General features: G+C 42.7%; 10 protein-coding genes and 1 pseudogene. 4 read left to right on the forward strand and 7 right to left on the reverse strand.

Annotated features, from left to right (window positions below; all coding sequences use genetic code 11):
* The first annotated feature begins 179 nt into the window (after positions 1-179).
* Complete coding sequence (locus F6K18_RS10405; RefSeq protein WP_287520662.1) at positions 180-926, forward strand: Uma2 family endonuclease; 747 nt, start codon at positions 180-182, stop codon at positions 924-926.
* A gap of 348 nt (positions 927-1,274) precedes the next feature.
* Here F6K18_RS10405 and F6K18_RS10410 read toward each other — a convergent pair whose 3' ends face one another.
* The 3 genes and pseudogenes from F6K18_RS10410 to F6K18_RS10420 all read right to left on the reverse strand — a co-directional run.
* On the reverse strand, positions 1,275-1,958 hold the full coding sequence (locus tag F6K18_RS10410; protein ID WP_287520663.1) for a WD40 repeat domain-containing protein: 684 nt from the start codon (positions 1,956-1,958) through the stop codon (positions 1,275-1,277).
* Entirely contained in the window at positions 1,909-3,798 is a 1,890-nt protein-coding gene (locus F6K18_RS10415) for a WD40 repeat domain-containing protein (RefSeq protein ID WP_353735054.1), read from the reverse strand. The genes F6K18_RS10410 and F6K18_RS10415 overlap by 50 nt, the downstream gene beginning before the upstream one ends.
* A pseudogene (locus F6K18_RS10420) lies at positions 3,772-5,757 on the reverse strand (caspase family protein); the annotation flags it as partial. The gene F6K18_RS10415 and the pseudogene F6K18_RS10420, both read right to left, overlap by 27 nt.
* 618 nt (positions 5,758-6,375) lie before the next feature.
* Here F6K18_RS10420 and F6K18_RS10425 point away from each other — a divergent pair.
* On the forward strand, positions 6,376-6,771 hold the full coding sequence (locus F6K18_RS10425; protein WP_287520667.1) for a CU044_2847 family protein: 396 nt from the start codon (positions 6,376-6,378) through the stop codon (positions 6,769-6,771).
* Between the two features lie 276 nt (positions 6,772-7,047).
* Here the strand turns inward: F6K18_RS10425 and F6K18_RS10430 are convergent, their stop codons facing one another.
* The 3 genes from F6K18_RS10430 to F6K18_RS10440 form a co-directional block, all read right to left on the reverse strand.
* Positions 7,048-7,188 (reverse strand): hypothetical protein, encoded by a 141-nt coding sequence (locus F6K18_RS10430; protein WP_287520668.1) that lies wholly within the window; start codon positions 7,186-7,188, stop codon positions 7,048-7,050.
* Positions 7,189-7,321: 133 nt separating this feature from the next.
* Complete coding sequence (locus tag F6K18_RS10435) at positions 7,322-9,532, reverse strand: phosphoketolase (RefSeq protein WP_287520670.1); 2,211 nt, start codon at positions 9,530-9,532, stop codon at positions 7,322-7,324.
* Between the two features lie 611 nt (positions 9,533-10,143).
* Entirely contained in the window at positions 10,144-10,392 is a 249-nt protein-coding gene (locus F6K18_RS10440) for a hypothetical protein (RefSeq protein WP_287520671.1), read from the reverse strand.
* A gap of 69 nt (positions 10,393-10,461) precedes the next feature.
* Between F6K18_RS10440 and F6K18_RS10445 the strand changes: the two genes are divergently transcribed.
* Both F6K18_RS10445 and F6K18_RS10450 read left to right on the forward strand, forming a co-directional pair.
* Positions 10,462-10,809 carry an IS5 family transposase gene (locus F6K18_RS10445; RefSeq protein ID WP_287520738.1) on the forward strand — a complete coding sequence of 116 codons (348 nt, stop codon included), beginning with the start codon at positions 10,462-10,464 and terminating at the stop codon, positions 10,807-10,809.
* 640 nt (positions 10,810-11,449) lie between these two features.
* A complete protein-coding gene (locus F6K18_RS10450) occupies positions 11,450-11,593 on the forward strand; it encodes a transposase (RefSeq protein WP_375341309.1) in 144 nt (47 codons plus the stop codon).
* 900 nt (positions 11,594-12,493) lie between these two features.
* Here F6K18_RS10450 and F6K18_RS10455 read toward each other — a convergent pair.
* Entirely contained in the window at positions 12,494-12,934 is a 441-nt protein-coding gene (locus tag F6K18_RS10455; protein ID WP_287520672.1) for a hypothetical protein, read from the reverse strand.
* Positions 12,935-13,225 lie beyond the last annotated feature (291 nt).

The raw sequence follows: 13,225 nt of genomic DNA on the forward strand, positions 1-13,225 counted from the left end.
AGCAATTTCCAGAGCAAAACGTATGGAATTACTACTGTGTCTTAATTTGAGCGATTTTTTCTATCTATTTAGCGACAACTCTATTTTATAGACAGAAAAAAGGCGATCTATAATCTGCGTCATACTATTTAATCTATGCTACTCTAAAAAAAATGAAAACATAAAATAGGGGGCGAACAATGACTACAGAAACATCTCCCAAAACCGAGTTACTCACCGAAGTAACTCCCGACTGGGAACCACCGATGCCACCTACAGACTTAATCTTTGATGATGGAGAACTCTTGGAAAGCAAACGTCACCGTATTGCCATGAATTCTCTGATTAATTCGTTGTATTATTATTGGTCAGACCGCAGCGACTTTTTTGCTGGTGGCAATATGTTTATTTATTATAGTAGCGCTCAAGCGAGAAATCGTGATTACAAAGGTCCTGATTTCTTTGTAGTTTTGGATGTTGATGGCAAGACAGATCGTCAAGGATGGGTAGTTTGGGAAGAAGAAGGTCGTTATCCAGATGTGATAGTTGAACTCACATCTCCTTCAACTGCTAGTGTAGACATTGGCAAAAAAAAGGATATTTACGAGCGAACATTCCGTACTCCAAATTATTTTATTTTTAATCCATTTGATCGGAAGTCATTAAAGGGATGGCGTCTGCAAAATAAGAAGTACCAGGAGCTACAGCGGAACGATCAGGGATGGTTGTGGTGCGAGGACTTAGAGTTATGGTTGGGTACTTGGGAAGGAACTATTCTGCAAGAGTCGGCAGTGTGGTTACGATTTTATGACGAGCAAGAAAATTTAGTATTATTGCCAGGAGAAGTAGCTGAACAAGAACGTCAACGTGCTGAACAGGAAAGTCAACGTGCTGAACGTCTAGCTGCTAAACTAAAAGAGTTAGGGGTCGATCCTGATTCTGTCTAATAGATCCCCCCTGCTGCCTAAAAAAGGGGGGAAGTCCTCAAAGTCCCCCTTTTCAAGCTATGCTTTATAAACATCTTTCTTAACATAAAACTTGACAAAAGATACAAGTTCTGTGTATGTCTGGAAACGGCTTTTTCCGGAGAAAATTGTATTGAATGAGACAATTTTTTGAGGACTTTAAAGAAAATTCTTACTTCCCCCTCTTCCCCCTCTTCCCCCTCTCCCCACCCTCCTACAAAGGTTTCAGGAGTTCCTTATAAAGGATAGCTTTTCAAGGGGGATTTAGGGGGATCGTAAATGTATCTCATTTTAATGGGAAATGCTATAACAGCAATCTTGGTATTTTCCTTATTCTCTAGACAAACTTTGTCTCTCCCCAAATTCTGCTTTGGCTTGATCGTCCCAACCTGCATACTTGAGACAAGCTTCTGCTGCTTTATCATGCTTAACGAGGTCAGGATGAAATTGTAGTTGATTACATCCCTCTTTTAACCACTCTTGCCAATTTACACCCCGCCACAACCGCAAAGTTTTGTCTACACTCCCACTGAGAATCTTTTGACCATCTGGACTAAAAGCGATCGCCGTGACATCATTTGTATGACCTCTTATGGTATGGAAAAGTTGACCCGAATCTGTATCCCACAACCGCAAAGTTTTGTCTACACTCCCACTGAGAATCTTTTGACCATCTGGACTAAAAGCGATCGCCGTGACATAATTTGTATGACCTTTTAATTGATGGATAAGTTGACCCGAATCTGTATCCCACAACCGCAAAGTGTTGTCTACACTCCCACTGAGAATCTTTTGACCATCTGGACTAAAGGCGATCACCGTGACATCATCTGTATGACCTTCTAAAGTATGGATAAGTTGACCCGAATCTGTATCCCACAACCGCAAAGTGTTGTCTACACTCCCACTGAGAATCTTTTGACCATTCCCATCTGGACTAAAGGCGACCGCCATGACATAATTTCTATGACCTTTTAATTGATGGATAAGTTGACCCGAATCTGTATCCCACAACCGCAAAGTGTTGTCTACACTCCCACTGAGAATCTATCTTTTGACCATCTGGACTAAAGGCGATCGCCGTGACACGATCTGTATGACCTTTTAATTGATGGATAAGTTGACCCGAATCTGTATCCCACAACCGCAAAGTGTCGTCCTTACTCCCACTGAGAATCTTTTGACCATCTGGACTAAAGGCGATCGCCGTGACACGATCTGTATGACCTTTTAATTGATGGAGAGGTTGACCCGAATCTGTATCCCACAACCGCAAAGTGTAGTCCCTACTCCCACTGAGAATCTTTTGACCATCTGGACTAAAGGCGACCGCCTTGACATAATTTCTATGACCTTCTAAAGTATGGATAAGTTGACCCGAATCTATATCCCACAACCGCAAAGTGTTGTCTACACTCCCACTGAGAATCTTTTGACCATCTGGACTAAAGGCGATCGCCTTGACATAATTTCTATGACCTTTTAATTGATGGATAAGTTGACCCGAATCTGTATCCCACAACCGCAAAGTGTCGTCCTCACTCCCACTGAGAATCTGTTGACCATCTGGACTAAAGGCGACCGCCGTGACACGATTTGTATGACCTTCTAAAGTATGGATAAGTTTACCCGAATCTGTATCCCACAACCGCAAAGTGTAGTCCCTACTCCCACTGAGAATCTGCTTCCCATCTGGACTAAAGGCGATCACCGTGACACGATGTGTATGACCTTCTAAAGTATGGATAAGTTTACCCGAATCTGTATCCCACAACCGCAAAGTGTCGTCCTTACTCCCACTGAGAATCTGTTGACCATCTGAACTAAAGGCGACCGCCGTGATCTCATTTGTATGACCTTCTAAAGGATGGGTCTGGATAAGTTTACCCGAATCTGTATCCCACAACCGCAAAGTGTCGTCCTTACTCCCACTGAGAATCTGTTGACCATCTGGACTAAAGGCGACCGCCATGACATCATCTGTATGACCTTTTAATTTCTGCTTCTCGACAAGTTTACCTTCTTCTTTTATATCCCACAACTGCAAAGTGTCGTCCTTACTCCCACTGATAATCTGTTGACCATCTGGACTAAAGGCGACCGCCGTGATCTCATCTGTATGACCTTCTAAAGGATGGGTCTGGAGAAGTTGACCCGATTTTTTATCCCACAACCGCAAAGTGTTGTCTTTACTTCCACTGATAATCTGTTGACCATCTGGACTAAAGGCGACCGCCGTGATCTCATCTGTATGACCTTCTAAAGGATGGACAAATTTACCTTCTTCTATATCCCACAACCGCAAAGTGTTGTCTTTACTTCCACTGATAATCTGTTGACCATCTGGACTAAAGGCGATCGCCGTGACACTCTCTGTATGACCTTCTAATTTATTCCTTTCTCGAACCCGATCTAAGGCTGCCAATAAGCTAGAATTAACTTCATTGATCACCGTTGGTTCTAAGTCTTTTTTCTTGTCTTGACTCTCACCTGTTGCTGCAATGGCTCGGATCAACTCTTCTGTAGTAGCTTTTACCGATACTCCATACTTGATATTGCTAGCTTCTGCTTGTAATTCTGAGTTAAGTGCCTGTTTACGAGATTTTAAGCCAAAATAAATCGAAAAACCCGATCCGATCGCCACCACAAGCATAAAAGCAGCAAATACCCCAACCCTGAACCATTTATTTCTGTTACGTTGCTGAATGCTGCGATCCATAAATTCCTCCCCTAACATAGATAGCAAACCTGAATCAAAATAATCCTCCAAAAAATTCTCTGCTTCGGTCAATTGTGATCCTCTAAGCAAATAATCCTTGGATTTCCCTTGACTTTCCCACTCTTGAGCAGCCATCTCAATCTTACGCTTGACTCTAATTGCATCGCGGTTTTTACTCACCCAACTCCGCAAAAGACTCCAGTGACGAATCAATGCTTCATGTGCCACATCCACCACTGCAACTCTCTCTGCTCCTCCTCCTTTAGCTACTATTTCAGTGGTAACAACCAACTTTTCATCAGCCAACTTCTGAACTACAGTCTCAATCAGTTTTTCTCCATAACGCTGATTAACTAAATTCGTCTGCAATACTCTTCTGCGGGTATCCTCTGTACCCTCCCCCAACTACGTTAGTTCTAGAAAAATATATCGCGCTGCTGCTTTTTCCTCTTCAGAAAATCCCTCATACACCTCATCAGCACGTTGACGCAATGTTCCCATCACACCACCCAATTGAACATAAGTGTTGAGCTGCAAACAATTATCAGTTCTTTCCTCCCACAGTCGTGTCAGTGTATATTGTAACAATGGCAGATACCCTGGAGCATCCGCTACATCTGCCAGTATTTGTTCCACCAGTGCTGGCTCAATTTCCAAATCTACCTGTTTTGCTGGTTCGACAATAGCTTTTTTTAACTCCTCTTTAGACATTCCCATGACAACAACACCATGTTGCTGCATCAGTTGTGCGAGTCCGCTATATTCCTGTTCAATACATTTACTAAAAAAATCTGCCCGCATTGTCAAGACTAAACAGAGTTTATCGGTTTTCGGTAAAGCATCAAACAAACAGGCAAAAAACTTCTGACGTTCTGAGGTATCCTGACATAAAGTAAAAGCTTCTTCAAACTGATCTACTACCAGCAGCAGTTTCGGTGTATCCGCCACAGAAATTATTTGTCTCAAACCTTCAGAACCCTTTTTTATCAATTCCTCAGCTTGAGCTAATTGGGTAGCGCGTTCAATATCGGATAACTCAGAATCTAAAAAAGCGAGTGCCAAAGAATTTAGGGGATGTTCGCCTGGTTGGAATATTTTAATCTGCCAACTTTCACTACCAGATAACCGCCTTCCCAACTGTAACTGATATAATAATCCTGCCCTAACAACACTAGATTTACCACTACCGGAAGCACCCAAGACAGCCAGAAAATTACCAACACGCACCTTTTCTAATAATTCATCTGTTAGAGCAGTACGTCCATAGAAATACTTGGCATCCTCTTCAGTACAATCAAAATAAGCTAAACCTTTGTAGGGACAAATACCTTGTCCTGATGGAGGAGGGATATTAGTTACTGCCGTAAACCTACGGGTAAGATTAATTGGTTCCCCAGAATTACTAAAAGTCGGACGTTGGGGAAAAGCATTCCGTTCTTGATTAACTAAATCAACTAAAGTAAGATTTGTCACCCATCGGTCTTGTTTAGGTTCCAATCCTTTAATAAGTGCTGCCGTGAGAACACTATGATTACTACCAACTTCCTCAAAAGCAACTTCAAAAGCACGAGCAGCAGCAATAAAACACCTATCTCTGCCTTTACCTCTATCTCCGGGGTCTGCTTCTGCAATATTGAGGACTTCTCCAGCATAACAACAATCTAAAATAATTATCTGCTGCCGTACTTCACTTTCTTGCAGGAGTCGTCGCAACCATTGTAAAGATAAACCCCAGTTACCTACGTCTGGGTTGACATCACTGCTGGCCAAAAACCCTTCTTGTATCCGTCCCTTGCTTTTTCGTAAACCGTGGCCAGAAAAATAGAGGAGAGCTGTATCTGGGGGTTTTCCATCAGGCGTGAATAATTGTATTATCGTATTTTCTAAATGGTTGAGAGTGACTTTGGTTTTTTGACCAACACGAACGGTATTATTCTGTTTATCCTTAACCGCAGGAAGTCGCGTTACCTTAAAGTCCCCATAATTTTCCAGTAATTTAGCTACAGCTTCTGCATCTTGCCCAGGAGCAGTTAAATTATTGAGACGTTCATAGCTGTAGGTATTAATTCCAATGACTAAAGCATCTCGACTCATAATCAGCTTTTTGATAAATTGTAGGTTGGGTTGAGGAACAAAACCCAACAACTTTATTTTAAACAACAAATTTATTTTAAGCAACAAAACAATGAGGTGTGTGTTGGATTTATCCTAACGGATAAGCTCCGAATGATATCAAATCCGGTAGCATCGGTGTAATTAGATAGTTAATCTAGGAGGACCGAGTCAACCCACCCCTCATATCATGTCCGGTAGCATCGGTATTGTATAGCAAAGGTAGGCAACAGGCAACAGGCAACAGGCAACAGGCAACAGACAGGAAGGCAACAGACAGGAAGGCTTAAGAGCAAGAAAAAAAAACTTAAATTTCCTGTAGATATTCACGCTCACTTTTACACAAACGATATCAATGGACATGATATCACCCCTCCCAGGAGGGGAAGTCAGGAGTCAGGAGGGAAGAGAATGCGCGAAACATTTGCTCTTGGATGAAGATGAAATTTTTTTTTATACCGAACCCGAGCGGATTTGATATAACACTTCGTTCTACCCAACCTAAATTTTTAGCTGTGCCACGCCAGTAGGTACTCAGGAGGCATACAACAGTGTTAGAATTATTTCCGATAAATATTTTAGCCAAAATTATACTATGCTATGATAGAATTAACCCCAATTAAACTAGATGACGGTACAACTATTTACGTTGAAACTACCGAAGATTTGGACATTCCGACGGTAGACAGTCCAGAAAATGTAGCAGAAGACGAGAACGAAGAACAAGGTCTTCAAGACAAGGGCATGAGTGCTACTGAAAAGCTAAAACAGCAACTAATAAAACACGCCCAAACAATTGAAAGTACGATCCGAGGTTATACTATTATTGGCTTAAATGCTTTTAAGAAAAAGAGAATACCTAATGTAGAGAAAGTCACCCTAGAATTCGGCATTGAATTGGGTGGAGAAGCTGGTATTCCCTATGTAACCAAAGGTACTGCTAAAAGTAATCTCAAGGTGACAGTTGAATGTTCGCTTCCTGAGCAAGTTGAATAAACAACATTATAGCGGTTTTCAGCAAGATGGAACACACTCTTAATATCATGTTCGGTTGAATACTTACACTTTGGAAAAAGTAAGGCAGAAGGCAGGAGGCAGGAGGCAGGAGGTTTTCTCCCATTGTCACCTTAATTTTATAGAACCCATTTGAGATCTATATAATTATGGTGGTCAAGTCTTTTCGCGCATCAATATGATCCGAAAATCTTGGTGTTGGTGTGTTGAATTTTTTGTATTATTTCTCCCCACATCTTCCCTCTTCCCTCTTCCCTCTTAGCTCCTGTCTCCTGACTCCTTGCTTTTTGTATTATTTCTCCCCACATCTTCCCTCTTCCCTCTTACCTCCTGTCTCCTGTCTCCTGTCTCCTGTCTCCTTGCTAAATTTATGAAGATACGATCAGGGGTTCTATACACAAATGATGCTACCGGACATGATATAAAACCTTACTTTTTGACTTTTGAATGCATGACTTCCGCGTAGCGACATTAGGGTGTTGGGTTGCGATCAACGCTTAACCCAACCTACGACTCAGATTAACTCATCATCTCAATGTACCAACTCGATCGCTCGCTTAGTCAAAGTCTCGGCAGTTAAACCATTAAAAGCCATCACCTGACCAGCACTGGAAGCAGTCTCTCCCCGACGCCAAGCAAAGGTATCCCGCTTAACCTGACTCCGTAACATTATCGGTTCCAACATTAAACTCGCACCCCCAGTCACGCCAATTAAGGCATCACCACCAAATAACTGCTCAAAACCAGCATCATCTAAAAATCCGCTATCAGCTTCAGAACAAGTATCCCAACCTGTATCCTGGGAACGATACAAACGTCGGGGATTAATCACCGAGACTATGCGCACCCCAATACCTTCAGTTTCCAAATAAGCAGCAGCTTCAAATACTGGAATTAATGGCATATCTCCCACTACCGCAAACACAACTGTCTGGTCTCCTGCAACTTCTTGGAGAACAACAGCACCATCCCGCAACCCTTGTCTTGTCTGTTCAAAAGTAGTCCGAATTGGTAGCGGAGATTTACTTGCAGTGATTGTTATACCCTTATTCTTGGTTGTCAGCGCCCACTCATAGCAAGCTTGAATACTGTTAGCATCGGGTGGGAACAGGGCAAACACATTCCCATTGCGCATCATCGCTGCAAAATAAGCCTCAATTTCTGGGCGTTGGTGCGTCCAACCGTTGCGCCCCTGCTCTAATGCTCCCGCAGTAAATAATGTAATTGTTGAAGGAGTAAGGTGACGCAATTCAGCCATTGCTTGAGTGACAGTCTGCCAAATAGGTACGCCGTTAATAGCAAAAGATTCATAGGAACACCAAACTGTCCTCGCTCCCATCAATGCCAAACCCGCAGCCATTCCCGCACAAGCATCTTCGCTCAAAGGTTCGTAAACTTGACCTTTCGGGCCTTGGAAATAAATGTCGTCGGGGGTGGGGTGAATAATTTTCAATGCCTGGTTAACATTGTTAATTCCCGATGCAGCGTTACCATCCGCATTTGTCAGCAAGAAATGAGGGTCTTTTTGACCGACATGAGCTATTAATGCTCCCATTGCAGTTGTGGCAACTTTCGGATCTCCACCAACGGCAAATTCTTCTAGAGGTAGTTGACCTAATTCTGCTAGCGGGTATTCAAATTCAGTGACAACTGTTTTAGATGCAGGACCCCCACCAGCACGTTCGCAATTTTTCCGGACTAATTCCCAACCTGCTACTGGTAAAGCACGTTCTTTGAGAGCGTCGATCATGTGGGGACTGTCAAGAGTATCTTTAGGATAGAGGTTGTGAGATTTTGAACCTCTGGCATGAACCCCTGTACCCTTAAGTTGTTTGATAATAAAAATGGTAAGTGTGCCGCCGAGAGCAGATTTTGCAGCTTTATCCACATTTTCTAATACAGCTTTGGTAAACTCTAGACGCTTTTCAAAAGAGAAAGCACTGCTATCTATATAATCACCTGCTTGGTTTTTGTCGTCGAAGTCTTTAGCATCTACCAGTACTACTTCTGCAAAACCGTTGCCTTTCCAATAGGCAATCATTTCTTCATTGGTTTTGGTAGATACCATGCTATGGTGTTCTTGACTGTAACCATTCCACACTAATACTGGTAAAAAGTTAGTAACATCAGGATAAGCAGTATTAAAGTGTGCCATGGCGCTGACAGGATACGGTTCTCCCATACCACCATCTCCCATGGTAAATGGAAATAGAGTGTCACGGTGTAATAATGCTGCTGCCATGGCGAAGTGTTGCCCTTGACCCAGTGGTCCGGCAGGGTTTAAAAGTCCTGGGATGCAGCCAGATAAGTGTCCCAGCAGTCCGTGCATTTCCCGGAAGCGATCGCGCATTTGCTGTACTGTGGAAATTTCCATGTCTTCCAGGGAGCGGTCTAGAAATGCAGCGCTATAAAAACCGGGGGCATGGTGCCCGACTTCTGTCATAATATTTTTGTAGCCTAACATTACCAGTGCTGCATAAGCTTCAGCTTGACTAGCAAAACCACCAGGGTGTCCTGATGCTTTGCTGCCTGTAACTTGTAGCATTAGGTAACGCAGAGCATCAGCATAGAGGAGAGTTTGATATACCCCAGCAGGGTCACTTGGTGAGGCGATCGCTTTACTTCCTTCTGCTATTGCTGGAGTATTACCATGGGTCTCGAAATCAGGCCAAGCTTCTCCAAAGTATTGGATACCCTCGCAAAAATCTGGAACTGTTGTTGGTTTTGGCGTTGTTGCAGTCATACAAATTTATCTGTATTTTTATCTCTTTAATTTTCAGTTAACAATAATTTAACATCTACGGGGATCGATGTTAATTTCTTTTATAGCAATGAGCGCTGGTATATTTACAAATTGTAGTAGGGGCAAAAGAGCTAGAAGTCTTATATGATCGGCAATTTATTCCCCCTGTTCCCTGTTCTCTGTTCCCTGTTCCCTGCGCACAGCGCTATACTTTGGATAGTAATAAGCTCTAGCAATGTTTATTAAGTTATATCTAAATTGAAAAAACTTAACAATTCAAGTCATTAGAAAATCGAAAAGATAACTAGATAAGAATATGACTCCGACCCAACTAGCAATGCCAAAAGCTTATACTCTCATTCGACCCCTACAATGGGTGGTTCACTTATTGACATTTTTTCATAAATGTGGTTAATAATATGACGATGTATTTCAGGTTCAGCTTGATGGTCTGTGAGTATTCTTCAGCCAATTCCAGGCCATTGTTAATTGTTTAAGAAAAGTCTCTAAAAGAAAATTGCTTTTCAAGGATTTTTTGGCCTCAACAACAAAATTGCGAGATATAGCACTACGTAATTAGGGCGCGGACAATACTAAATGCTGAAAATAAGTCAGAGATTACTTTTGTACGGGCGAACGGCCGTATTTGAGTTAAATCCTGACCTGATGGCAGCAGCATTAGCAGTTTGGATATGAGCGAAAGTCGCGCCTAAAGTTACTAATCCTACTGTTGCTGTAGCTACTGATAATTGTTTCACAACTTTGTTCAACATGATTAAATAAATCTGCTGTACAATACCTACACAATTCCGGCACTCACTGAGTAAAACCTGACCCACCCCTCTAGGGCGTGTTTTCAAACTCGTGGTATCCTAAATATAGAGGCGATCGCTCAACTAAAAGGCCAATGAATCAAGGAGATTTAAGTAATCAACAGTGGGAGAAGGACCAAACCCCTACTTCCACCATTGAAACCCCGAACAGCTAAGCCCAATCACGACCACCGACAAGTGATCAACGGCATTCTCTGGATACTCAGAACCGGAGCTCCATGGCGAGACCTGCCAGAACCCTATGGAAAATGGCAAAGCGTGGCAACAGGGTTTTATCGGTGGCAAAAAGCCCAGATTTGGCCTTCTATCCGAGAAAGCCTACAAGGGTCGGCAGACCAACAAGGAAAGATAGACTGGGAAGTTCATGATGTCGATGGCAGTGTGATTCGTGCCCACCAACATGCTGCTGGAGGAAAACAGGAGGCCAAGCCTCAGAAAAACTAGGTCGTTCTCGTGGTGGTTTTAGTACAAAAATACACATACGTTGTGAGGGGAAAGGTCAACCGATGACTTTTCTATTGAGCCGTGGCCAGCGTCACGAGTCACTGTTTCTGGAAGAATTGATGGAACAAGGTGCTGTGAAAGGTTCAGGGCCTGGCCGTCCGCGTTGACGCCCTGTACGATTAGTTGGAGACAAAGGCTACACAGGCGGTATTGGCCTGACAATTCCAAGATGCTCCAATGAGCCACGCCGAGGCTCGTTTAGCCGTGAAATATAGCGCTGTGCGCAGGCAACAGGCAACAGGCAACAGCTCATCTGGGGGAATAAATTGCTGTTGAAGAAGGAGACAGGAGACAGCTATACTGGAGACAGGAGGAAAATTACATGGGGATTCTCACCCCAAGTAATTTTGAACACCGTGTAGACGGTGGGGTATTAAACCCACAAAGAAAATGATAATATAAGACTTTTAGCTATTTGGCCTCTCCTGCAATTTGTATAGCGCTGTGCGCAGGGAACAGGCAACACTTAACTGGGAACAGGGGGAATAAATTGCCGATCATATAAGACTTCTAGCTCTTTTGCCCCTACTACAATTTGTAAATATACCAGCGCTCATTGCTATAAATATACCAGCGCTCATTGCTATATATCGTCAAGGCAACGGGTGTTGAACGCGCTATCAATCGACTCAAGCAATGGAGACGTATCGCTACTCGGTATGAGAAACTTGCTGCCAATTATACAGCCATGATCACGATCGCCTGCATTATTTTGTGGCTATAGTTTGAAAACACGCCCTAATCTTTATCTAGAATTAAACAACGATGGGGCAACAAAATATTATCAGTGAATTAGAAAAATTAATAATGCTCTGAGTAACCTGTCTTGTTTTAAGGCTCGTTCAATATTTAGCATTCTTCTGGCCAATTTCTGCTTGAACCATTTTACCTTATTTCCCAACAACTCTATTGTATACATCTTGCATACATAGGTTGGACAGATTGTGACCCGCGCTCCTAGTCTGCACAACCTATCGAATCCCCTCAAATTTGAGCCTTTAGCGTGGTGGATAGGCTGGCTGGATAAATTCTCATAATCTGCCTATTTCGTACCTCTGGGCTAGTAATATGGCGGGGTATTTCTCCAGGTTCCCAAAATTTCACCCCCACTCCTGTCCTCTCAAATTAAAAATGGGGATTCTGGTTTGTTTGGTTGATTGCATGTATAAATTTTGAATAACTACTTATTGAAAAGGTTGTGCAGACGATAGCCGGGGGGACGGGTCTAGGTGAAGGCGATCGCCCGAACACATATCGCAAATAATCGATCTCAAAAATTCAAACGAACGTTTAATCTCAGCGATTGGCTCCGCCACTGACGCGCTCCGCGTCAATTGAGAAACAGAAACAACAAATATTTCAGTGGTGAAGTGGCTCCTCTCTCTTGAAAGATAACTAAGAATTTTCTAAAGTTCATTTTTAATAATAATTAGTTATAATTAAACTCCCAATGATATGATTTTGAAAAATCCATCGAAAAAAAACACCACTATTACCTGCCTAAGCAGGCAGGAAAGATTCATAACTAAAAAGCTACTTGTGAAGATTAGTTAAGACAAGGTGGGTTTACTTTGCAGCAACCCACCCGATAAAATCAACGATTGTACTTGACTGATGTGAAAGTTTATTCAGGTGTAGATAAATCTCTAACCATCAGAGAGAGGAGAGCGCGAGCAGACTCTTCGTTGGGAAATCGATCCGTTGGATTTGTGTCTAAATCGGATGCGTCCCACTCTGCTTTTGCAGAATCATTAACCTTATTCTGAATAAAGGCGTCACGATCAAATTCTTCGATATTGATAGTAAAGCCCATAGCCTGAAGTGCTTGATCAATATCTTCCTCAGTCGGATTTGGGTTTCCTTGTAGAATTAGATTCTGTTTGACGAGATCCCGAAAAGCTTGATTTTGTTTTCGACTCTCTTCGTTTCTTGCGTTAACAGCCTCTTCTTCCTGATTAGCCTCCTGAATAATCTGTCGAGCTTCGACTGCCATCTGAGCCGCAAACTGAGAATTTCTCAACAGATCCGTTGCCGAATCTACCACCTGAGACAATAGAGTTTGCAAAGAGTCTTGAAAGTGTTCTTGAATCTTGTCAAATCCATCATCTTTACGTTCTTGAGAGGAACCTTCGCGATCGCCTGCATTATTTTGTGGCTATAGTTTGAAAACACGCCCTAGCTCCCCTCCCAGGAGGGGATGGGGGTGGGTGATGTTTGCTTCTTGCTTCAACCTGGGAGGCCGCCCTCTTCCAGTTCACAAGCGTAAATTCGGGTACAGCCTACCTCCTAGCATTCTCATTAACTTCCCCATACTGAGATAACACCAGTGCCGCATTCAAGTCCCGGTCTATTCTCA

Source organism: Okeania sp. SIO2C2 (assembly GCF_010692625.1).
Taxonomy (GTDB): Bacteria; Cyanobacteriota; Cyanobacteriia; order Cyanobacteriales; family Microcoleaceae; genus Okeania; species Okeania hirsuta.